This is a genomic window from Marinomonas mediterranea MMB-1, from assembly GCF_000192865.1.
Classification (GTDB): Bacteria; Pseudomonadota; Gammaproteobacteria; order Pseudomonadales; family Marinomonadaceae; genus Marinomonas; species Marinomonas mediterranea.
On the sequence record NC_015276.1, the window covers coordinates 1,918,759 to 1,941,381 of the forward strand.

General features: G+C 42.7%; 16 protein-coding genes. 8 read left to right on the top strand and 8 right to left on the bottom strand.

Annotated elements, in window-relative coordinates; all coding sequences use genetic code 11:
• Positions 1–18 precede the first annotated feature (18 nt).
• The 3 genes from MARME_RS08760 to MARME_RS08770 are packed head-to-tail and all read right to left on the bottom strand — an operon-like array spanning position 19 to position 5,848.
• Complete coding sequence (locus MARME_RS08760) at positions 19–3,177, bottom strand: efflux RND transporter permease subunit (RefSeq protein WP_013660895.1); 3,159 nt, start codon at positions 3,175–3,177, stop codon at positions 19–21.
• Positions 3,177–4,460: an efflux RND transporter periplasmic adaptor subunit gene (locus MARME_RS08765; protein WP_013660896.1), complete on the bottom strand. Its 1,284-nt coding sequence runs from the start codon at positions 4,458–4,460 to the stop codon at positions 3,177–3,179. The genes MARME_RS08760 and MARME_RS08765 overlap by 1 nt, the downstream gene beginning before the upstream one ends.
• Entirely contained in the window at positions 4,457–5,848 is a 1,392-nt protein-coding gene (locus tag MARME_RS08770) for a TolC family protein (protein ID WP_013660897.1), read from the bottom strand. The genes MARME_RS08765 and MARME_RS08770 overlap by 4 nt, the downstream gene beginning before the upstream one ends.
• Before the next feature lie 421 nt (positions 5,849–6,269).
• Here MARME_RS08770 and MARME_RS08775 point away from each other — a divergent pair, with 421 nt between their 5' ends.
• The 6 genes from MARME_RS08775 (at position 6,270) to MARME_RS08800 (ending at position 14,983) form a co-directional block, all read left to right on the top strand.
• Positions 6,270–7,949 (top strand): methyl-accepting chemotaxis protein, encoded by a 1,680-nt coding sequence (locus tag MARME_RS08775; protein ID WP_013660898.1) that lies wholly within the window; start codon positions 6,270–6,272, stop codon positions 7,947–7,949.
• A gap of 112 nt (positions 7,950–8,061) precedes the next feature.
• On the top strand, positions 8,062–9,261 hold the full coding sequence (locus MARME_RS08780; protein ID WP_013660899.1) for an IS256 family transposase: 1,200 nt from the start codon (positions 8,062–8,064) through the stop codon (positions 9,259–9,261).
• 658 nt (positions 9,262–9,919) lie between these two features.
• Positions 9,920–11,926, top strand: coding sequence for a hypothetical protein (locus tag MARME_RS08785; RefSeq protein WP_013660901.1), 2,007 nt, complete (start codon positions 9,920–9,922; stop codon positions 11,924–11,926).
• Between the two features lie 223 nt (positions 11,927–12,149).
• Positions 12,150–12,620, top strand: a complete 471-nt coding sequence (locus tag MARME_RS08790; RefSeq protein ID WP_013660902.1) for an Lrp/AsnC family transcriptional regulator — start codon at positions 12,150–12,152, stop codon at positions 12,618–12,620.
• Positions 12,621–12,629: 9 nt separating this feature from the next.
• Positions 12,630–14,258, top strand: a complete 1,629-nt coding sequence (locus MARME_RS08795; RefSeq protein ID WP_013660903.1) for an aminotransferase class V-fold PLP-dependent enzyme — start codon at positions 12,630–12,632, stop codon at positions 14,256–14,258.
• Positions 14,259–14,527: 269 nt separating this feature from the next.
• The gene (locus tag MARME_RS08800; protein WP_148231016.1) at positions 14,528–14,983 is read left to right on the top strand and encodes a hypothetical protein; all 456 of its coding nucleotides are present in this window, start codon (positions 14,528–14,530) and stop codon (positions 14,981–14,983) included.
• A 135-nt stretch (positions 14,984–15,118) separates the two neighbouring features.
• Here the strand turns inward: MARME_RS08800 and MARME_RS08805 are convergent, their stop codons facing one another.
• On the bottom strand, positions 15,119–16,387 hold the full coding sequence (locus tag MARME_RS08805; RefSeq protein WP_013660905.1) for an aromatic ring-hydroxylating oxygenase subunit alpha: 1,269 nt from the start codon (positions 16,385–16,387) through the stop codon (positions 15,119–15,121).
• 285 nt (positions 16,388–16,672) lie between these two features.
• Between MARME_RS08805 and MARME_RS08810 the strand changes: the two genes are divergently transcribed.
• Entirely contained in the window at positions 16,673–17,800 is a 1,128-nt protein-coding gene (locus MARME_RS08810) for a hybrid-cluster NAD(P)-dependent oxidoreductase (protein ID WP_013660906.1), read from the top strand.
• 447 nt (positions 17,801–18,247) lie between these two features.
• Positions 18,248–19,363, top strand: a complete 1,116-nt coding sequence (gene gbdR / locus MARME_RS08815; RefSeq protein ID WP_013660907.1) for a choline metabolism transcriptional regulator GbdR — start codon at positions 18,248–18,250, stop codon at positions 19,361–19,363.
• 78 nt (positions 19,364–19,441) lie between these two features.
• On the opposite strand, the gene MARME_RS08820 is transcribed toward gbdR, so the two are convergent.
• The 4 genes from MARME_RS08820 to xdhC form a co-directional block, all read right to left on the bottom strand.
• Positions 19,442–20,242: a M48 family metallopeptidase gene (locus MARME_RS08820; protein ID WP_013660908.1), complete on the bottom strand. Its 801-nt coding sequence runs from the start codon at positions 20,240–20,242 to the stop codon at positions 19,442–19,444.
• A gap of 89 nt (positions 20,243–20,331) precedes the next feature.
• Positions 20,332–20,691, bottom strand: coding sequence for a DUF2750 domain-containing protein (locus tag MARME_RS08825; RefSeq protein ID WP_013660909.1), 360 nt, complete (start codon positions 20,689–20,691; stop codon positions 20,332–20,334).
• Positions 20,692–20,716: 25 nt separating this feature from the next.
• A complete protein-coding gene (locus tag MARME_RS08830; protein WP_013660910.1) occupies positions 20,717–21,739 on the bottom strand; it encodes an adenosine deaminase in 1,023 nt (340 codons plus the stop codon).
• Positions 21,736–22,581: a xanthine dehydrogenase accessory protein XdhC gene (xdhC, locus tag MARME_RS08835; RefSeq protein WP_013660911.1), complete on the bottom strand. Its 846-nt coding sequence runs from the start codon at positions 22,579–22,581 to the stop codon at positions 21,736–21,738. Before xdhC ends, MARME_RS08830 begins: the two co-directional genes overlap by 4 nt.
• Positions 22,582–22,623: the final 42 nt, after the last annotated feature.

Below are 22,623 nucleotides of genomic sequence, written 5' to 3' on the forward strand. Positions count from 1 at the left end.
CTTAAATTGATTTTGTGCTTAGCTGACGATGTCGCTTGTTTCCTTGGTCGTTCGTTTAGTGATTTTTATCCAAACTAAATGAATATCCTCTTGAATAAGAAGCAGAACTGGAATTAAAACAAGCGTGATGAAGGTGGCGAACATAATGCCATAACCTAACGACACGGCCGCTGGGATTAAGGCTTGTGCTTGTCGTGAGGTTTCCCAAAGAATCGGGATAAGGCCAGCGAACGTTGTGAAAGAGGTTAGCAACACCGCTCTTAAACGACCTTGGCAGGCTAGAATGATGGCTTTCTTCACATGCATTGTTTCTTTTCGAAGCGTATTAAACCTCGAAACTAACAATAAGCTATCGTTAACGACGACGCCGCTTAACGCAATAATGCCGTTAAGTGAAAAAATGCTGATCGAAAGGTCATTCATCCAATGGCCCAATAGCGCGCCGATGATACCAAACGGAATCGCCATCATGATGATAGCAGGCTGCGTATAGGATTTAAGTGGAATGGCGAGAAGCGCATAAATGATGAGAAGCGCTAGAAGGAACATATCAAGTAAAGAAGATTCCGTTTCCGCTTGCTCTTCTGCTTCTCCACCAAAGTCGAACGTCACGCTGGAAAACTGTTTCTCAATATTCGGCATGATATTTTTCTGAAGAAACTCCACGACTTCCGTAGACGAAAGAATGTCTTTATCGACTTCGGCAGACAGATAATAAGAGCGCTTTCCATCGATTCGAATAATGTTTGTCTTTACTTCTGTTTTAGCGAAGGACGCCACTGTTTCTAAGGGGATATTCGTTCCACTATCGAGGGTGATTTGTGTGCTTAATATATCGTTGGCAGTCGATTGTTGATTGTTTACATAGCCTAGTTTGACTTTTATTTCGTCATTGTCTCTTTGATACTTTTGCACCGTATCGCCATCAAAATTGGTGGTGATTTGGGTTGCAAGGTTTTGGGTTGATAGCCCGAGTAATCTTCCTTGCTCGTTAAGTTCGAGTGCTAATCTGTCTTCAAGGGGGGCATCAAACTTTTCGATTCCGGTGACGGCTGGTAGTTGATTGAGTGCCGAGATTAACGTGTCCATTGCACCATCGAGTGCGGATGAATCACTGCTGGTTATTTCGATATACAGCGCATCGACGGTTTCCGCTGCGCTTCGTATACGCAGACTTTTCACGCCTTCTGGCGTTCCTGCTAATTGTTGCCACTTCGCCGAAAATTGTCGTGGGGTATAGGGCGCATCGCTGCGTAACTCGATGCGGAAGTCGCCATCTTGATCCCCTTTGGCTCTGGTTTCTATGTTCTTTATACCAGATTTTTCAGGTTGACCTTTACCCGAAGAGATAAGCAAAGCGTCTGCTTCATACGCTTTGTGTTCGATTTCTAACAGTGCTTTTTGTGTCTGACCATAGCTTACATCACTGTACATAGTGAGTGATGCTCGTACCGTATCCCCCGGAATTCTTGGGAAAAAGCTGGTTCGAATTTCGCCCGTAAACGGCATCGACATAACAAGAGAGAAGATTGAAATGAACCCAATCAGCATGGCGTATCTGTGTGTTAAGGCAAATTGTATTGTTGGTCGATACACAACATTACTAAAGAAGGAGAGTCCAGAGTTCGCACCATGTTGGATGTAATGCCACACTTTCGAAAGAATATTCTTAGGTGCACTTTTACGAGTGTTGATGTGTGAAAGGTGCGCTGGCAGAATAATTTTGGACTCAACCACCGACAAAATGAGACAAATGGCGACGACAATCGCAAATTGTGAATAAATTTGGCCCAAACGTCCGTCAATATTCGATAATGCCCAAAATGCAGCAACGGTAGTAAACACGCCAAATAGCGTAGGCACAGCGACGTTCATCGTTCCTTTAATCGTATTGCCCAGCGTATCACCGTCTTTGGAACGAACATCGTAGATGCTCTCACCAACGACAACAGCATCATCGACGACAATGCCAAGCGCTAGAATGAAGCCAAATGTGGTTATCAAGTTTAAACTGAGACCGGTTAACTCGCTTCCCATTGCGAATAAGGTGCCGAAGAAAATAAACGGCAATCCCATTGCGACCCAAAATGCGACCGTAATATTTAAGAAGACAGCCAAAAGAACAAAGACTAGAAATACGCCTGTTAACGCGTTCTTTACCATCAGTTCGAGTCGTTGGTTAATGGAAGTGCTTCGGTCATTCCACGTGACTAACTCGACACTCGGCGGCAAACGATTTGAGTTTTGCCATTTATCGACGACTTTTTTGGTTGCTTCAACCGTGTTTATGATGTCGTCTTGACCTATGGTATTGATCCGCAATGCAAGGCTGTTTTTTTGATTAAAGCGAGATAATACGAAGTCGCTGTCGTCAAACGTGTCTTTTATCGACGCTATCTCTCCTAGTAAAAGCTGTCCACCGTTGGAAAAGGATTTTATGGGAATGGAGGCAAATTGGCTTTTGAAGTAATCTTGTTCTGATGCACTTATTGTCAGGTAAATGTCTTTATTGCTCAGTGTGGCTACTTTAGCGGTGGAAGATTCGGCGTTAATCGCGGTGCTGACTTCCGTCAGTGTTAACCCATAGGCGTCTAATTTGTTTTTATCGACACTTATTGCCATGATGAGGTCGAGTGCACCCGATATCGAAACGGAATTGATTTCTTGATCGGTCAGTAAATCCGTTTTTAAATCATACGCCAGCTTTTGTAATGTGCGTCGGTCAGTGTCGCCAAACATTTGGATGATAATGGCAAGTTCTGAGCGCGTGTCTTTGGTAATGCTCGCGGGATCGGCCTCACTTGGGAAGGTCATTTCTCCAATTTCTTCTTTTATACTGGTGTAAACCTCGTCTAAGTCATAGCCGTCTTTGACTTCTATATTGACGCCTGCACCGCTTGCGCTGGAGGAAGACATGGTGTTTTTAATGCCTTCTACACCTTGCAGTTTTTGCTCTATCGGTATCGCAATACTTTCTTCGCTTGCCTTAGCGGAACCGCTGTCGTAGCTAACGGAAACGTCGATGCCGTTAGGAGGAAGAGTCGGGAAGCTCTTTTTGTTGAGGCTTCCTACACTGATGGCGCCCAATGCAATAACGAGCAGCATTAACAGGTTTGCCGCAACAGGGTTGCCAGCAAACCAAGGGATAATGCCTCTGTGTTGTGGGTCGCTCGACATTATTCATTTACCTCAGCTGGCTTAGCAAGCATACCCTTTAGGTAACTGCTAAACGGTTTGACAAGTACATGGTACGGCTGCTCTAGAAATGCAATGGGTACGGGAATATAGATCGAGTCAGAGTCGGAGAATAAGGGCGTGACTTCAAACGCGTTAAGGCGGTTTTCATCGTCTAAATACCAAATTTCGCTTTGTTGGCTTAATGCCGTTGAAGGCAGTTTCCAGAGTTGATCAATTTGCTTTCCTTTAAGGCTCACGGAAACAAAGGCTCCGGGGAGAAGCGGTTGTGCTTGGTCTAGTGGAGACATTAGACCGATGGTTAGGCTGCGCATTCGTGTTGAGGTGTCGATATGCTGGCTGGCCGCAATCACACTGCCGTCCCAACGTATATCGGAATCAATGCTGGTTATTAGGGCTAGCCAATTTGATCCTAATAGTGTTTTCGTCTCTGGAAGTTTGGCCCAATCGGAGCTTGAAAGATTTAACGATATTTCCGCTCGATCAGTGCTGTACAGTGTTGCTAGCTCACCATTTGCACTGATATTGGCGCCTGGGGTGACATCTTGCGACACAATCAACGCATCGAACGGTGCGGTGATCTTCGTGTGTTTTAGGTCGTCTATTGCCTCAGATAGAGAGGCTTTGGCTGCGTTGACAGTGGCTTTCGCATCGGCGAGTTGAGGTTTTCTTAAAACTAAGTCTGAATCAGGCTTTCCTGCAAAGCCTGCCGCCTTCCATTCTGCTTGTGCTTGTTCTCCTTGGCGCTCTTCTTCTTTTAGGGCTAATTCTGCGCTTGCGAGCGTTTTTCGAGCATCGGCAACAGCAGAGTTAAGCTCTTTATTGGACAGTCGGATCAGTTCGTCGCCTTTTTTAACGCGTTTCCCTAACTCAAATTGCGAGGAAATGTGAGTGACTTCACCGCTCACTTTACTGGTCAATGTGAGGTCATACCTTGGTTTTACTAGACCCGTTGCGTTAATCGTCGGCGCATAAGAGGAGGGTGATACTGTTACGACGCTAATAACAATGGCTTTTTCGGATTCTTGCTCGTTTGCTCTGACAGACTGTTGTTTACCTGTTTGTGCTGATTCCCCTCTGCGAGATCCACCGCCGGTTTCGCCTTTTGGACCTCCCGGGCCTTTGCCTGGTCGCGGTCCACCGCCTTCACCTAAAAACGCAGTACTTCCAGACTCGTCTTGTAATGCGTCGTTAATGTACCAATAGCTTCCGGCCGCGATAACCAGGGCAAGGCAGAGCACTGCCCATTGGGTAATATATTTCATTGTTCTGCGACTCCTAGCCCTAATGCCAGTCCTAACGTCACCCTGTTTGCAAGGTGGTTGTAAATAAGCTCATCGAGTTGAGCTTCAAGGTCAAAGGTTGTTTTTTGCACTGTTATTAGCTCGCTTAATTCAATCAGCCCTGATCGATACTTTTTTTGATATTGATCTAAATTACTCTGCGAGCTCTTGAGTGCGGCTGAAATGTGTTGAACCTGTTGTTGCAAGACTTTTTCTTGCCCTAATGCATTTTCAACTTCATTTACTGCGGTGAGTAGTGTGTCCCTATAGGCCTGATAAGCTTGCGCTGTATTGAGCTTAGCAACTTCAGCCGCTGCTTTGAGTTGTCCGCCTTTATAAAGCGGTTGAGTTAACTGTGCGGCGAGAGACCAAATTGGTGCTGTGAATAAAGCCGAGCTTGGTGAGTCTGCTGAGTCGTTGAGAGCAGCGCTTAGGCTAAAAGAGGGCAGCATATCTTTGTAGGCGACGGACGTATTAAGATCCGCCGCTTGAATATCTAAGAAGGCAGACTTCAAGTCCGGGCGGCGTTGGAGTCGTTGTGTATGTAGGTTGTTAAATGTCAGATCCACATTAGGATAATGATTGTTAATGGGGATCAGTATTGCTTCATCGCTTCCGAGTAAGATCTCTAGTTCTCTTTTTTTGATCGCTAGATTCTCTTGATACTCTAGTAAACTGGCGCGTGATTGTGATGAAGAGGTACGCGCCTCATCCAGCTTTTCTAAGTTGTCCAAGCCATTTTTGAATCGCTTTACGATTAATGCTTCATTAGATTCGAGCAGTGCTAAGCGTTTTTCTTCTATTGCGATCGCATGTTGTTTTGCTGTCAGTGCGAGCCATGTCTTCATTACATTGGCGACAAGCGCATCTTTGCTCGCTTGATATAGCGCGGCTTCACTGGCTAAGCTTTTCGCTGTGGCTTTTTCTGAATCTGCTAACTTTTGCCATAAATCAAGCTCCCAGCTAACACTGATCTTGGCTGAATAGTTAGTGTCACTGGATTTACTTCTGTCAGCTCCTAGACCCGCTTCCACAGAAGGGAGGTGCTCGCCTTGATTGCTTTTTAGTTTCCACTGGCTGGCTTTTAGAGTAAGTGCTGTTTTTTGCAAGCTAGGGTTGGCATTCAATGCTTGTTGAATGACTTTATTTAGAGTGCTGTCTTGGATCAGGTCCGTGAGGTAGTTATTTTGAGTGGCGGTGTCTAACGCTTGCCACTCAATAGATCGACTCTCTTCTACGTTCGTTAGGTCTTGTTGCGCTTTTTCCGCAAAGTTTTCTCTACTATTTTCTTCAGTGCCTAACGTACTGCAGGCTAAAAGCGGTAAGCAGATTGCAAGTGTCCCTAATTTTTTTATGGCATTAACTGTCATTTTCCTGCCCTAGTTGCGCTGGCGCATACCATTATTACAACGTATGTAAGTGCATTGAGCTGTGAATACTACCGATTACTCTGTTTTTCGTGTAACGAAGTGAAATAGCCAAGTGTTGAAATGTCTGAAAACATACTTAACGCGACTGCTATAGCCGCTCGCTTGAGATTAAATCACTTTGTAACAAGGAGTTATTAACCTCGCTAGGCATTTTGCCACAGTGATACCTGGTTGCACTCAAAATTTGCACTAATTTACATACGGAAAATTAGAGAAAAAAAGGTGAAAAATTGTTTGAGTATTGTAATTAAATCTTTAAGATGTTTAGAAATTTGTAAGTTGCAATGATCTATATCAATAAATATAACTAATTATCAGATAGTTATGTGTCCATTTGGTGAAAGTAGTTAGGAGTTTCCCTATGAAGTTTTTTAAGGACCGCCCGATTGGCCAAAAAATAGGCGCCATTGTTAGTGTGTTGATTGCACTGTTGGTTATTACGTCCGCATTCGCTATTAGTCGTGTAACTTCGATAGGGTATGAGATGAATACTGTTCATAAAGAAGATATTCCTCTTACTGCGCTTGTGTCCGACATTACAGTAAAGCAGCTTGAGAAATCGATATTGCTCGAACGTGCGCTGCGTATTGCAGGGTTGCACACGGCTCACGAAACAGTTGATGAGTTATCTGTTTCGATAAAAAGCCTTGCAGGCGAGATTGATAAAGAGATTAAGCAAGGGGAGGGTATTCTACGTATCGCCAAAAGTCATGCTATTTCAAGTGAGTTGGAAAGAGAGTTGGGGCGTTTGGAAGGTAACCTTTTTGCTATTGAAAAAGAGCATGCCGCTTTTGAAATGAAGGTGGAGAAAATATTAACTAAATTGGCTTCTCGCTCTCCGGTCCACGACGAAGAAATTTTGCAGCTTGAAGAAGCAGAGCATGAGATTAATCAGCATTTGGAAACGCTACTCGTTGATATTGGAAAAATGACATCACATGCAATGGAGACGGCTTTGCATCATGAAGAGTCAGCCTTAATAGAAATGATAGCGATGTGTGCATTATCCATTGTTATTGGTGTGGCTTTAGGTGTGGTGATGACAAAATTAATTACAAAGCCGATCAAGCAGGCAGCCAGTATCGCAAATCAGTTAGCTCAAGGTGATCTAACGCCTAAAATAGAAAGTTACTCTAATGATGAGGCGGGCCAGTTGCTTTATGCAATGAAAGTGATGATTGAACGTCTGCATGACATGATTCATCAAATTGCGTCTGCATCAGAGCAATTAACAGGTGCCACGAATGAAGTAACGGCGGTAACCAGTCAATCAGCGAGCAATTTAAATATTCAAGCTGATAATCTTAATGAAGTGGTCGCGGCGATGAATGAAATGACTGCTTCCATCCAGGATGTTGCGACGAATGCCTACAAAACCGCTGAGATAACTAGCGACGCTGAGGTGAACGTGCAACAGGGAAATGAGGCTGTTTTGGCTGTTAATGGTTCTATTAACGATCTTGCGCAAGAATTTCATTCAACGCAAAAAACAGTGAGTAAGCTGGACATAGAAACTGAAAACGTTAGCGCAATCTTGGATGTTATTACCAATATTGCTGAACAAACTAACTTGTTGGCCTTGAATGCGGCGATTGAAGCGGCAAGAGCTGGGGAGCAAGGAAGGGGTTTTGCTGTAGTGGCTGATGAAGTTCGAACTCTGGCGAGTCGTACTCAGGAATCGATTGATGAAATTCAAAAAATGACGGTTCGCTTGAAGACTGAAACAAGCTCTTCAGTTAGTGCAATGAAGCAAGGACACTTGAAAACCCAAAAAACAGTGGAAGTATCGAGTCAGGCGCAACGAGCTCTAAGTGGTCTTTCGAAGACCGTGACAGAGGTTAATAATATGAACTTGCAGATTGCTAGTGCCGCTGAGGAGCAAAGTGCAGTTTCAGAACAAGTCAATGTTTCTATTAATAAAGTCAGCGAGACGGCCAAGGAAAACTCAGATGGCGCGAAGTTGGTTGCGCAAGCCGCTGAAGAGATTTCTGTGTTGTCAGAAAATCTAAAAACAATGATTGGTCAATTTAAAGTTATATAACACGCGGATCTATCTATAATGCTTAAGGGAGGTGTGACCAAGTTCATTGAGCCTGTAATTTAAATTGTGTATCTGCTTATAATTAAGCCAGTCATGGCTAAGGATAAGCAATATGGCTAAGAAAGCTTTAGAAGCCTTCGCTCGCGAAGCCGCTAAGTCAATTAAGACGCCTTCGGATCTTGATGACTTCAGGAAAATGTTAACCAAGGTGACGGTTGAGACAGCTTTAAATGCTGAACTTGATGATCACCTTGGCTACGAAAAACACTCACCGACCAACGATAGTAACAGTCGAAATGGCTACTCATCTAAACGCCTAATTACTGACGATGGTGAGATCCAGTTAGAAATCCCCCGTGACCGTGACGCGTCCTTTGAACCCAAGATCGTTCGTAAGCATCAAACTCGATTCCAATCGATGGACGACAAGACCTTAAGCTTATATGCCAAAGGAATGACTACCCGAGAAATCGTCGCAACCTTCAAAGAAATGTACGATGCTGATATCTCCGCCAGTCTAATATCTAAAGTCACTGATGCTGTTTTAGAACAAGTTGTTGAGTGGCAAGCTTGCCCTCTCGATTCGGTTTATCCTATCGTTTACCTGGACTGCATTGTTGTGAAGGTGCGCCAAAATAAGCAAGTCATCAACAAAGCTATTTACCTTGCTCTCGGCGTCAATATGGAAGGTCAGAAAGAGCTTCTTGGGATGTGGATGTCCGAAACTGAAGGGGCGAAGTTCTGGCTCAGTGTACTCACCGAGCTTCAACATCGAGGTGTGAATGATATCCTCATCGCTTGTGTTGATGGCCTTAAGGGCTTTCCTGATGCCATCAATGCAGTTTATCCAAAAACTCAAATCCAGCTCTGTATCGTACACATGGTACGAAACTCACTGAAATACGTTCCGTGGAAAGATTACAAGACCATTACCGCAGACCTAAAGGAAATCTATCAAGCTACGACTGAAGATGAAGCTCTGTTGGCGCTAGAGAACTTTGGTGATAAATGGGATGAGAAGTACCCTCAAATCAGTCGCTCGTGGACGGCTCATTGGGATAATCTCAATACTCTGTTCAGCTACCCTCAAGATATCCGTAGAGCTATCTATACAACGAATGCGATTGAATCTGTGAACAGCGTGATCAGAAAAGCGACCAAAAAACGTAAACTGTTCCCGACAGATGAATCGGCTAGAAAAGTGGTGTACCTAGCGATAATGGATGCTTCCAAGAGGTGGACAATGCCGATCCATCACTGGAAGCAAGCTCTAAACCGTTTTATAATTATGTTCGAAGATCAGACTATCTGAATACTTGTAACCAAGAGCAGTTACACAGAATTATTTACAGGGTCAGTAAGTAAGCTTGGCGCCTCCTTTTAAGTATGCACCCCTAAATTTGTATTTTTCTCAAGTCATTCGCTGCACTACTAACTTCGTTGAAATGGTTGTTTTTGTATATTTCTAGTTTTTTCTTTGTGTAAGCCATACTTCCGTTCGTATTTCTAAATCCATATATTTTTTCCTTTTTCTTGCATTTTTAAGGAACTTTTCTTTCTCTTTTTTTGTTTGCGTTTTCCTTAGATTTTGACTGCTATTTCTTTTTTCTTCTCATTATTTAAATTTAAAGTAAGTTATGTATAGCTTTGTCGGCTGACTTGATTGGTGTGCAGAAAGTGTTAGAGCCTTTTTCTTCATGATTGAAGTCACAATTGATCGTTATGGTCTAATAATTGATCGCACCCTAATTGTAAATATATGTATCTTGATGTTACGCTTTATAATTTATAATTTACAATTTTTTTACATAAAATATTCTTTTTTTAACAAAAAAAAACCTTGGGTCGCCTGTGTATCTTTTGGTCGGTGTATCATAGATGTATATAAAACGCGCTTTCTCGCTGTTTTTCTGTATACCATTTGCGATGATTGCTCTTAACGTTGTTCTCTTTGAGAAAAGGACTGAAAAATGTCAACGGTTTTACCCAACAACAATATGAGAATAAAATTAAGAGTAGTACTGATTCCTATTTTTCTATTTACATTGTTTTACTTGGGCTTTGTTTATATGACCAAGCCTGTGGAAACAGCATACAGTCAGCTGATTGGGTTTACATTTAAAGGTCTTGAGAATCATCATTATCCGAATGGGGATCGTTTTCGTTTGGAAGATGTGATCTCTAAAAGTGTTGTTGAAGCGGCACTTGAAGAGTTAGGGTTAAGTCATAAATACGATGACTTAACTGCTCTAGAGACGCGCTTTTCAATATTTCCCTACTCCCCTCAGCGTGATGTATTAATTGACAAATACAATTCTATTTTGGCGGACGGACGCGTTATTGCTGCGGACATTGACGATGCTCGTCAAACGTTAACTAAGGAGCTTAGTCAGGCTGCTCAAGTCGCAGCAGTGATTCGGTTAGATACTTCGAGCTTCATGATGACCGAAGACGACGCGCTAAGATTAATTAATGCCATCCCTAAACAATGGGTCGAACAGGCGGTTTCTGTTCGCGGTGTGTCGTCTAATGGTTTTTCTTCTTTATCTACCCATGTCATAAAAGACAGTGATGCGAAAAGTTCTTTGTCGTCGTTACGTCAACTTTGGTCTTATTATATGGCTCTGAAAGGTGAGGTGTCAGTGCTATTAGCTCAGTCAGAGGGGGCAGGGGCGCTCGATGTCGAGACAGGGTTGAGTCTAGTTGACGTGAATTCCTTAATGAGTGATCTAGAACAGAAGCTAATTTATGCGCCGATTTACTGGTCTCGTAATCCAGATAATTTGTTGGTTATTGATGAAGCAATGTATTCGTCAAGATTGTTTCAATTAGACTTAGTAAAAAATCTAGATTATTTGATTCTGATTGATGTCATTTCAGATCGAATTGATTTGGTTAAGCAGAATGTCAATAAATTGATTTCGACTGAGTATGGTGGTGTCATAACAGACCCTCTAACAGGTATGGCCTTGGACGATTTGGTGCGTTTGTTGGACGATATGAAAGCGTACGATATTGATCAGTTGAGAGCGCCCTTATTACAATTGGGCATTAGTAAAGATAGCTCTAAAGTGCCCTTATACTATCGAACTCGTATTAAAGAGCTTGAGCGCGAGCGAGAGTCGCTGGGTTTGCGAGTTGCTTCGTTGCAGAATGCAGAAGATCGCTACCTTCATGCTTTGGGTAATCAAGGAAATGGGGAGTCGTCTGCAAACCCGATGGGTGCTGCATTCCTTGATAAAATTGTTTCAATGAGTAATAAATCGACTGACACAACCTACCGGCAAGCATTGAGTGCTGACACCATTCAAATAGAAAAGCAATCTATCGAGGTTAATAAAGAGATACAGCGCTTAGAAGGATTTCTTGCTCTGTTTTCCCAAGCGATTGTCAATAAGACGAAACAAGGTCTTAAGCAGGAGTATACGTCGCAAGTCGACAGGGTAATTCCTCAACTTTTTAAGCGTTTAGAAGAATATGCTTCAGTTACTCAACGTATATCAAATCGTCTTCGTTATGCTGCGGACATTCAGGGGGTATACGGTGATTCCGCTTTTCTATTGCCTTTAGATGCTTACTTGCAGGATACCACTACCACATTGTCGAGTGCTTCTCCTTTAATACCTTTAAAAGATGAGCTTTTAAGGTATTCAGAAACCGTAGAAAGAATCATTTCAAGTCTAAATAATGAACGTTACGGCTTAGTTAATACGCTTTATAGGCAACTTGGTGAGCCGACTAAAATAGAGCAGGGCTTTTTATCCAAGCAGCAGAAGGTGGTATTGTTTCTTGGAAATGTGTCACTAAGCTGCTTTGCGCTGTTTTTAATAATTGCTGTCAATCTAAAGCGTAGAAATGTGACTTCTTCTAGTCGAGATATCGCCACTGCTAGTGGTGTATCAAGTACGTTTTCGAGTGATACATTGTTTACTAAGCCCTCTGCGAGTGGTTTGCAATCCCTTCATCATACAGAGTGACGCTACTTTCAAAACACTATTAATTTAGAAGCCATCTTTCGGTAGAAGATGGCTTTTTTTTGCTATTTTTTTGTTTTTTTGAAAAAAAATGGTTTCTTATCGGGTGTTTTCAAAAAATTATATTCGTAATATTTTAATTTATTAGAATAATGTCTCGAATTATGAGAAATTGGTTGATGAAACTGGAATATTTTTCCTTATTTTGTCTTTTATGGAGAATAAATTGGACTTGGATTTGATTGATTTAGATATACTTGCTCTTATTCAGCGTGATGTTAGTATTTCCACAGAATTTATTTCCCAGCACGTTGGAATTTCGAAAACACCTTGTTGGCGTCGAATTCAGCGTCTTGAAAAGCTCGGCTACATAAAGAAAAAAGTAGCTTTGTTAGATGCCAATAAATTGGAGGTTGGTGTCTCCGTGTTTGTACAGATTAAAACAAACCGGCATGACGCTGATTGGGCGGACGAACTGACTCATTTAATTGAGGGGTTTCCAGAGGTAGTAGAGTTCTATCGAATGGCTGGGGAATACGATTATTTGCTTCGAGTATTGGTGAAAGATATCGGAGCCTATGATGAGTTTTATAAGAAGCTCATTCGTTCGACGTCTTTAACGGATGTCACTTCAAACTTTGCGATGGAGCAAATTAAGTATACAACGGAGGTGCCTTTGGTGACTCCAAAAACGTAGGAAAATACCATGTTTAATAAAGTCTCTTTGGTTGAAAAAATTCAACGCTCAATGGATAAATTGTCACCCATAATAGATGCGCCATTTGGTCAGAGAAAGATTACGTACGCTGATTATACCGCATCGGGTCGAGCGCTGGATTTCATCGAAGAGGCTATCCAAGAGCATATTTTGCCTTTCTACGCCAATACGCACACTGAAGCCAATGCGACAGGCAGTCAAACGACGGCTTATAGAGAAGAGGCTCGTAATGCCATAAGAGCATTGGCCAATGCAAACGAAGATGACCTTATTCTCTTTTGCGGTAGCGGTACGACAGCTGCTGTAAATGTGCTGATTTCACAATTAAATCTACATAATTTAAGTCAAAGTGAGAAAGACGGTACCGTTATTATCCTAGGACCTTACGAACATCATTCCAATGAACTTCCATGGCGCTCGCTCGATATCGAGCTATTGCGTGTGCCAATCGGCGAAAACGGCACCTTGTGCATGCGGTCTCTTGAAGGGCTTTTAAGGCTTAATCAAGGAAAACGGATTATCGCGAGCTTTAGTGCGGCGTCTAATGTTTCTGGAGTTAGAACAGATGATTATGCTGTCACGACACTATTGAACAAATATGGCGCAATTTCTGTTTGGGACTATGCCGCAGCAGCGCCGTATGTCGATGTGAATATGAACCCTGCCAGCCAAAGAGTAGGTGATTGTGCGCAAAAAAGCGCATTATTTTTTTCAATGCATAAGTTTGTCGGAGGTCCTGGTACACCGGGAATTTTGGTGGTAAAAAAAGCGGTTATCGTCAATCATGAGCCCAGTATTATTGGAGGAGGGACCGTATCTTTTGTTACGCCAGAAAATCACACTTTTTTACCTATAGGTGAAAGAAGGGAAGAGGGCGGTACCCCTGATATTGTGGGCAGTATCAGGGCTGGCTTAGTGGCTCAACTTAAGCTCGCTGTAGGTTCTGAATGGATTGAACAACGGGAGCATGAGTTGAACCTGAAAATTCAAGAAACAATAGGAAATGACCCTCATATAGATCTACTTGGTGAAACTCAGCGCGATAGGTTAACGATTACGTCTTATCGGGTCAAAACCAAAGCGGGTCGATATATTCACCATGGGTTAATTGTGGCACTTTTGAATGATTTATTTGGCATTCAGGTTCGAGGAGGTTGCTCTTGCGCCGGCCCTTATGGTCATTATTTGCTTGAATTAGACTCTGATATTTCTGATTTAATTCAATCTGAACTTGAGAGTGGGAACAAATTCGTTAAACCTGGTTGGGTTCGCTTTAATCTTAACTATTTTATTTCAGATAACGAAGCGGACTACATCTTATCTGCGATCCAGTTTACGGCTGAACATGCAGAAAAACTGTCTGTATTATATCAATATGATGAGTCTCAGGATACGTGGAATCACATTGAGTTTGTTCGCTCTAGTGCAAGTTTGGCTCACGTTTTTAATAGCTCTATAGAAAAAGAGACGTTAAAAGAAGGGCAAAGTGATTTTAATCCTTCTTTAACTGTTAACCTTTTGAGGCAATATTTTGTTGAAGCGCATCAAATCATTAACTCTAAGGCTGGTGAGAGTTCTGGTAGTGCCCATGTTAAGAAAAGATTTGTTGTCGAATAGTGTTGATTGCTTACTAGAGGTCAATATACTTCGTTAAGTAAATTTTAAGTGTAATTAATCTCATTTGCATTTTTTTCAATCCGTTTCTAGAATAATACCTAGAAAAAATGGCTTGGCCATCCATGGATGGCGCTTTATTGTGGAAGATACTCTTAATATTGTCTGAAGGAATCAGTGGTCAATTGGGTTCGATAAGAAGTTAGGTGGTGCGCTTTATGCTGCATTTCTTATTGAATTGACAATGGGTTACTTTTAAAAAAGACAGTTTAATGTATCAGTCACAAATTAGTTCTTTATTGGAAAGCTATGAAGATACGACTCTTAAGGCTAAGAGGGCGTATATGGACGGCTTTATTGAAGAGGCAAGTGCCTACTACAAAGAGGCCTGTGAGATTAGTACTCGCTTGCTTTCTTTTCCTACCATCTCTAATGAAACATTAAAGCGTTGCGTCGATGCGTGTGCCAATTGTTTTGATTTTTGCAATAACCCAGAAGATGATGAGCAGAATGAATACTTGGATTCTGTGTCATCAATGCTGACTGAAATTGTTGCTGGTCATCATGAAAGTACGATGAGAATGGCGGCATTGGAAGCCTATGCAGATATTGCTCGCCTGTCTTACTTAGTTGCTAAATGTTGTCGATCAGAGAAAGCAAAATCGGTCATTTCTGACTTTTATCAATGCTGGAATCGATACTCACCATCGTTAGTGTGTTTTCACTAAATTTTTGTTGCTCTAACGGCAGAAACTCTCGCATAGGCACGTTCTAATAGACACGTTCTATTTGAGAGTTTCTATGTAAGGCGATAGTTTTATGTCTATCTCCTTAGCTATGCAGGATTTTAGCTGTAAAGGGGGCTACGCTAAATTGCTTTTGATTGTCTCGCTATACCATTCTAAGAAGTTGATGACACCGAACTCATAGGTTTCAGAGTAAGGTCCAGGTTGATAGCCCACCGAATTAATACCTAATTGGTTTTGTTCCCCAAGTACTCTGTCTTGATCATTAGTTGCATCCCACACTTTTCTTAAGCGCTCTACGTCGTAATCTACCCCTTCGACAGCGTCTTTATGTACAAACCATTTGGTTGTGACCATTGTTTCCTGTGCGGAGATTGGCAGTACTCGGAAGACAATAAAGTGGTCAGATTGCATGTGATTCCATGAATTGGGTAAATGCAAAATCCGCATAGATCCGAGTTGTGGATTTTTGACACGCCCCAGCATTTTTTTACAGCCCTCTTGGCCGTCAATGGTCATGACCTTTGTGCCTTTTTTTAATGGCATACGCACAATGCGATTTCTTAAGCCGGGCCCATAGCTTTTGTGTTCGTGTGGAATGCCTTCAGCATCCCATTGTTGGGCTTGAGTGTTGTAGTGATCTATGAATTCTTTAGAAGCGCGAGGGTCATTAATGTCATCCCACTCTAATAGGGTGTTTAACAGCTCTGGGTGGCTGCCTGAACAGTGATAGCATTCTCGATTGTTTTCCAACACCAGCTTCCAGTTAGCCTTTTCATACATATTCGACTCAACTGCAAGCTTGGTGTTTTCTACATCATAGGGTTCCATGTATTCTTCAAGTGTTTGAAGAAATTCGTCGAAATCTCCAACTGGTTCTTTGTCTGCAAGGCTTATAAAAATAAAGCCACCTGCTGTTTTACAAAATGCTTTTTTGAGGCCGTGTTGCTTTAGATCGAACTCACCTCCCATTTCAGTGCCAGCAAACAGCAGGTTGCCTTTTAGGTCGTACGTCCACTGATGATAAGGACAGACTAAGTTTGCAACTTTACCGCGGTGTTCTGTGCAAATTCGAGAGCCTCTATGTCGGCATGTATTGTGGAATGCATTAACAGAACCATCTGCGTCACGAACGATCAAAACAGGATTCTGTCCAATTTCAACCGTAAAATAGTCTCCGCGCTTTGGAATTTCACTTGTCATGCCGACAAATAACCATTCCTTTTGAAATACTTCTTCCATATCGACGCGAAACATGTGCGGATCATTATAAAGTGCTGCATCTAATGAATAGTTGTGCTGGCGTGTTTCTAGTAGGGTCTTCATTTCCGCTTTTGCTTCTTGGAGCGTGGCATGGCGTATGTTTAGTAAATCATTCTGATTCATCGCAGTATTCCCAAATGACGTAAAAATAGAAGGTTTTATCTCTCGTCGAGCGTGATATTTGTATTTCTTAGATTTCGCTATGCTCGCTCAATGTTGCTCGGTCGGAATGCCTATTTACGACACGAGTAAGCATCTATATCGACTTCTAATGAAGGTCTTCGCCTTGGTGGCAGAGGGATTGGCTGCTTCGAGCAATAAAATGTCGCCTATGGTTAAATTGAGAAGCCTAGGTGCGAACAAAATGAGCTCAAATAGGTGCTTTTAAAAATACTAAGCGAGGATCAAATGACGCAACCTACAAATGATGTGACAGGATCGGATTATTTAGCCCCCATTAATACTCAGACTTGGGTAAATGGTCGTCACAATGTCCGTTGTGTGAATGTGGTTCAAGAATCATGGGATGTTCGCACTTTTTGTTTCATGGCAGAGCAGCCTGTCATGTTCTTTTTTAAGCCTGGGCAGTTCGTCACATTGGAGCTAGAGATAAACGGAGAGCAAGTCATGCGCTCCTATACTATTTCTAGTTCTCCATCATTGCCATACAGTTTTTCCATAACGGTTAAGCGAGTCTCTAGCGGGTTGGTGTCTAACTGGTTGCACGACAATATGGTTGTCGGCTCGGAGCTTGCGGTGCATGGACCGGTTGGTAACTTTAATTGCATCGATTTTCCAGCGGAGAAGGTGTTGTTACTGAGCGGTGGTGTAGGTATTACGCCTGTTATGTCAATGGCGCGCTGGTGGTTCGACACTAATGCGAGCGTTGATACGGTGTTTATTCACAGCGCTCGAACCCCTCGTGACCTTGTTTACCCTCGAGAGCTAGATCATATGGCGTCTCGGGTTGAGCAGTTCAAGCTTAATCTTATTGTTGAAAAGATGGAAAACGGCCTACCTTGGAATGGTTATCGAGGTTTTCTTGATTTGCCTAAGCTGGAGATGATGGCACCTGATTTTAAAGAACGAGAAGTCTTCTGCTGTGGTCCGGCCCCTTATATGGCCGCCGTCCGTGCGATGTTGAAAGAGAGCGGCTTTGATATGGCTCGTTACCACGAAGAGTCTTTTGGAGAGACGCCAGAGTCTGTTGTGGAGGATGCCATTGAGAATGCCGAGGCTGCAGTCATTGAGGCAGATGCAATAGAGCGCGAAGATTTGCTTCGAGTGGACTTTGAGAGTCAGGGCAAGAGTATTCAGTTGGCGCCTAATGAAACATTGCATACGGCCGCGGCGAAACTGGATCTTCATATACCAAAGGCGTGTGGTATGGGGATCTGTGGTACTTGTAAAGTCAAAGTGATTAAAGGAGAGACAAACATGGAACACAACGGCGGTATTACGGATGAAGACATCGATGACGGCTATGTGCTGTCTTGCTGTACGACGCCACAGTCGGATGTTGTTATTGACTTTTAAATACAACCTTAGCTTTCACAGAGGAGCTTCTCGCGAAAGATAAAGTCTTAGGTGACCTCATTTTGGTTTTCCTAGTTGCTCATCAAGCTATCCAGAAATAGCGTGCGTTATTGAATTCCTAAAAGCCAATCACTAAGTTTCATGAGTGATTGGCTTTTTTTTCTTGTAAAAAGTGCCATATTGGTTTTTATTAAATGAGTGTTCAATAAAAGTGCGTTATAAGGTTATATCTGATCTTCTAAGGTGCTTCAGTATATGAATAGAGACTCTGGCATTTTTTAATTGGTGGATGTTATCTGTTTTTCTGCTGAACGAGTTTTCCTAAAACAATAATAAATAAGTGTTTTTTTCGATTTTAGATGCTTTTAGTGAATTTTTTATTGATTTGTCGATCTTTGGTTCGCTTTTTGCTTTATTGGAAATAATACCTATAAGAGGGCATAAACAATGGTCGCAGCAAATGATTCTGTTTCGTTCTTGGGAGCGAAGCAATCCACAACACGTGTAGGTTTTTTATTATTAGATCAATTCACTATGATTGCTTTAGCGTCTTCAATTGGTCCGTTGAGAATGGCAAATCAACTATCGGGTGAAGAGCTCTATACTTGGGATGTGATATCGGAAACGGGTGAGCCAGTTGAAGCGAGTGATGGATTAAGTCTGGCTGCAGACTATGGTTTTTCAAATTGCCCTGACTTTGACATGATTATTGTCGCGGGTGGGTTGAATATCACTCGGTCTTATACAAAAGCGCAAGTGCGATGGATTCAGCAGAAAGCCAAGAAGGGTATTGTTGTCGGTGGTATATGCACAGGGGCGTATATGTTGTCTCATGCAGGTTTACTTGATGGTTACAGCTGTAGCGTTCATTGGGAGTGCATGACAGCACTTCAAGAGAACTACCCTAAAGTAAACTGTAACAATCGTCTGTTTTCTATTGAGAATAAGCGCGTGACGTCTTCTGGCGGCAATGCCCCGTTAGATATGTTTTTAAACATCATTGCTCGAGCGCACGGGGCGAAGTTGTCTAGTGCCGTATCGGATATGCTTATTTGCGATCGAATTCGCTCTGACCAAGAGCAACAACGAGTTCCGTTACGTCAGTATGGCAACGGGGGGAACTTTAAGCCCAAGCTCGTTGATGTTATTGAACTTATGGAAAACAATTTAGAAGAGCCGATCGAGCTCGACGAATTGGCTAGTTTTGTCAGTGTTTCTCGGCGTCAACTAGAAAGAATGTTCCACAAATATTTAGATTGCTCGCCGTCTAAGTACTACCTTAAGTTGCGTCTTAACCGAGCTCGCCAATTGCTGAAACAGTCCAATATGTCTATTGTCGAAATATCAGCAGCGTGTGGATTTATATCGACGCCTCACTTTAGTCGCTGTTACAGAAAGCACCTAGGAAGCTCGCCTCGTGACGAGAGAAAAATGGCATGGAGTATTGGCGCGGCAAGCAGTATAGGTACCACTCCTGAGTCAACAGTAGTGTATGCCGCGCATGCAACCTCTGCGCTGTGTAATGCTCAAGCGGAGCCAAGTTATGGCTCGGTTGCCATTTAAGCTTTCTAGGTGCCGTTAAGCTGCTGAGGTGTAAGGAAGATTAAAAGCATATTTAATATGATTTTGATCTTTCGAATCTTAATAGCAGTTTGCGACCTTTCCTTGGGCTTTTAAATCGTTGTAAACATTGAGTGGCCCACTCATCGCCGTGTTTAAATCATTTATACGCGTGTTATTTGATGGGTGAGTCGACAGCAGTTCTGGGGTCTTACTTGAGCCCGCTTTGCTCATGTTTTGCCAAAGTGACACGCTCTCGCGTGGATCGAATCCTGCTTTTGCCATTAACTGAAGTCCAATCAAGTCGGCTTCAGATTCGTGTGTTCTGCTAAATGGAAGAATTATACCGACCTGAGCGCCAATGCCTAAACCTTGAAAAATAGCCTTTTTCTCTGGTGTGTCTTCACCACTAACCTGATACCCGATGGCGAGCGCTTGGCTGGTTGCCAATTGGGTGGAAACACGTTCGTTGCCATGTCGTGCTAGGACGTGTCCGACCTCATGCCCCATGACAGCTGCGAGTTGAGACTGATTTTGTGCAACATTTAGCAGTCCAGTATAAACACCGATTTTATTTCCGGGCAGCGCAAAGGCGTTAACCTGATCGCTTTCAAATACTCTTACTTCCCACTCTTGGTTGCGATATTGATCTGGCAGTACGGCAATAATTCGATCTGCGATACACTGGACGCTTCGTGATGTCTCTTCGTTCTGAGTGGCTGGTATTTCTTCCTTCATCTGGTTGAAGGAGGCAACCCCCATTTCATTTAATTTTGAATCAGGGAGTAGGACGAATTGTTTTCGTCCAGTTGGAGAGGTGCTGCATGCTGAAATCAACGTCGATGCGGCAAGTGCAAGCGTAAGTGCCTTGATGCCTTTCATGATGTTTCCTGTTGTTCTATTTTCCTGAATTTGCGCCATTACGTTTAGATATTTTTCACGCAAGAGTCAGAATGAATCAATGTCATTGTTTAAGCTAATTCGCTAAGAAGCTCCGCTGCACTAACCGTAATGCATTCGCCCGCCAAATTAGGACAAACACCCACTTTATACTGGTCGTTAGCCATGCCGGGTAGCCATTTCTCAAGCCAGGCTTGAGCTTCTATTTCGAGTGCAGAAAAGCCTTCGTATTCTTCCGTTAGCCAATGTTCAGCCTGCTCTTTTGTTAACCAGATCGGAAGAATATTCTCTCCTGATATGGGGATAATTAAACAGCCGTCTGTATCAGCGAGGGCGAAAACGCTTTGTGTTGCTTTTAAAGCGTCAACAGTGTGGTTGTAGCGTGTTTGGCTTGGTTGGCCAAAAAAGTCGTTTATGTTCTGGTCAGGCATTATATAACTGCTTTTTCTTGGGTGATTAGGCACATTCAAACAACTCTTTTATTGTTTTCAAGTGTCTTGATTTTTGCTCGCTGCTTAGCCAGCTACCATTGAAAGAATTACAGGCCAGAGTATACAGCTCATTTTTTGAGATACCACTGTCTTTAATTAACGCTTTGTAATTGTCGTTAATATACCCACCAAAATAAGCGGGATCATCTGAATTTACGGTCGCGTTTAGGCCGAATTTTAGCATGCTCTTGATCGGGTGGTTGTCCATATTGGGGACGACGCATAGCTTGAGATTTGAAAGCGGGCAGACAGTTAAAGTTAGCCCTCGCTTTTTGATTTCAGCAATGAGATCTGATTCCTCAAGAGCTCTATTGCCGTGATCGATTCGATTGACCTGAATGGTTTCTATCGCTTCCCATACGTATTCCGGTGGTCCTTCCTCTCCAGCATGAGCGGTAATGGAAAGCCCCAGTTTTTTACACTCGGCAAAAACATTGGCAAACTTTTGAGGAGGGTGGCCCACTTCAGAGCTGTCTAATCCGACTCCATCTATCCAGTCTAAATAGGGCTTAGCAAGTTCTAGGGTTTCGAAGGCGCTACTTTCAGATAAATGGCGCAAAAATGACATAATGAGTTTAAAGGTAATGCCAAGCTGTTGTTCGCCATCTTTCAAGGCGCGATAGATACCATTGATTTGCGTCTCAAACGATATGCCACGAGAAGTGTGCCCCTGAGGATCAAAGAATATTTCTACATGGACGACATTGTCTTGGTGAACGCGTTTAAGATACGCCATGGTTAGATCATAGAAATCTTGCTCTTTTAAGAGAACAGACATGCCTTGGTAATATAGATCGAGAAAGTCCTGAAGGTTTTCAAATTGGTATGCGGATTTCAAAGCATCTACTGAGTCGTATTTGAAGGGGATGTTGTTGCGTTTGGCGATAGCGAACATAAGCTCTGGTTCGAATGTGCCTTCGATGTGAAGGTGAAGCTCGGTTTTTGGCATTTGGTACGCAAGATTGAGAAGCGTGTCGGTGGTCGTCATGAGTTGGCCTCCGTTTGAATGTTAGATAAGTCTTGTTTAGTTGTATCTTTTGATTGTTTAGTGGTGCTTTTCTCTGATCTAAAGGGCACCTTCAAAATGCTAGCGGCTATGGATATCGCTATTTCCCCGGGCTGTTTAGAGATAATATCTGGGTCGCCGACGGGGCATTGCATTGTATTAATTTGTTGATTGCTAAAGCCTTTAGCTTTAAGTCGGTGTTTAAAACGAGCACTTTTGGTTTTGGATCCAATTACGCCCAAAAATTTGGCGTCGTTCCTTTTTAGAATGGTTTCGACCAGTTCTAAATCCAGTTGATGATTGTGCGTTAGAATTAAGAAATAAGTGTCTTTCGGCATGTCTGCTACGGAATCGACGGGAAGGTCATACAGTCTTTTCGTGGTGTTGGTTGGAACCTCTGTAGGGTACTCGTTTTCCCTACTGTCTACCCAGCTGATGCGTGCTGGTATGTTGCCTAGGCAGTGAACAACGGCTTTTCCAACATGGCCAGCACCATAAATGGCGATATGGCGAACGCTATGTATAGCACTCTCATAGAGAACGGTCACAAAACCGCCACAACATTGTCCCAATGTCGCGCCAAGTGGAAAATCTTCGGTTGTGATTCCCTCTATATTGCTTGAAAGTTGCGCTCGCGCATGCTCAATGGCTTTGTATTCAAGGTGCCCACCTCCAATCGTGCCAAATAAACCATGCTGACTCACGAGCATTTTCGCACCAACTTCGCGTGGCGTAGATCCTTTAATATTGAGTACCGATACCATGATGAAGTCGATACCTGATGCTTCAAGTCTTGCTGCCTCTTGAATCCAGTCTGTATTCATCTTAATTCTCAATTTTATTGTTAAAACTGTTTTAGAAAATAG

Excerpts from the sequence above, each read along its gene's own strand:
- MARME_RS08795 (WP_013660903.1), top strand. The coding sequence starts at position 12,630 with ATGTTTAATAAAGTCTCTTTGGTTGAAAAAATTCAACGCTCAATGGAT.
- gbdR (WP_013660907.1), top strand. The coding sequence starts at position 18,248 with ATGGTCGCAGCAAATGATTCTGTTTCGTTCTTGGGAGCGAAGCAATCC.
- MARME_RS08820 (WP_013660908.1), bottom strand. The coding sequence starts at position 20,242 with ATGAAAGGCATCAAGGCACTTACGCTTGCACTTGCCGCATCGACGTTG.
- MARME_RS08805 (WP_013660905.1), bottom strand. The coding sequence starts at position 16,387 with ATGAATCAGAATGATTTACTAAACATACGCCATGCCACGCTCCAAGAA.
- MARME_RS08780 (WP_013660899.1), top strand. The coding sequence starts at position 8,062 with ATGGCTAAGAAAGCTTTAGAAGCCTTCGCTCGCGAAGCCGCTAAGTCA.
- MARME_RS08760 (WP_013660895.1), bottom strand. The coding sequence starts at position 3,177 with ATGTCGAGCGACCCACAACACAGAGGCATTATCCCTTGGTTTGCTGGC.
- xdhC (WP_013660911.1), bottom strand. The coding sequence starts at position 22,581 with ATGAATACAGACTGGATTCAAGAGGCAGCAAGACTTGAAGCATCAGGT.
- MARME_RS08800 (WP_148231016.1), top strand. The coding sequence starts at position 14,528 with ATGTATCAGTCACAAATTAGTTCTTTATTGGAAAGCTATGAAGATACG.
- MARME_RS08810 (WP_013660906.1), top strand. The coding sequence starts at position 16,673 with ATGACGCAACCTACAAATGATGTGACAGGATCGGATTATTTAGCCCCC.
- MARME_RS08775 (WP_013660898.1), top strand. The coding sequence starts at position 6,270 with ATGAAGTTTTTTAAGGACCGCCCGATTGGCCAAAAAATAGGCGCCATT.
- MARME_RS08770 (WP_013660897.1), bottom strand. The coding sequence starts at position 5,848 with ATGACAGTTAATGCCATAAAAAAATTAGGGACACTTGCAATCTGCTTA.
- MARME_RS08785 (WP_013660901.1), top strand. The coding sequence starts at position 9,920 with ATGTCAACGGTTTTACCCAACAACAATATGAGAATAAAATTAAGAGTA.
- MARME_RS08830 (WP_013660910.1), bottom strand. The coding sequence starts at position 21,739 with ATGACGACCACCGACACGCTTCTCAATCTTGCGTACCAAATGCCAAAA.
- MARME_RS08765 (WP_013660896.1), bottom strand. The coding sequence starts at position 4,460 with ATGAAATATATTACCCAATGGGCAGTGCTCTGCCTTGCCCTGGTTATC.
- MARME_RS08825 (WP_013660909.1), bottom strand. The coding sequence starts at position 20,691 with ATGCCTGACCAGAACATAAACGACTTTTTTGGCCAACCAAGCCAAACA.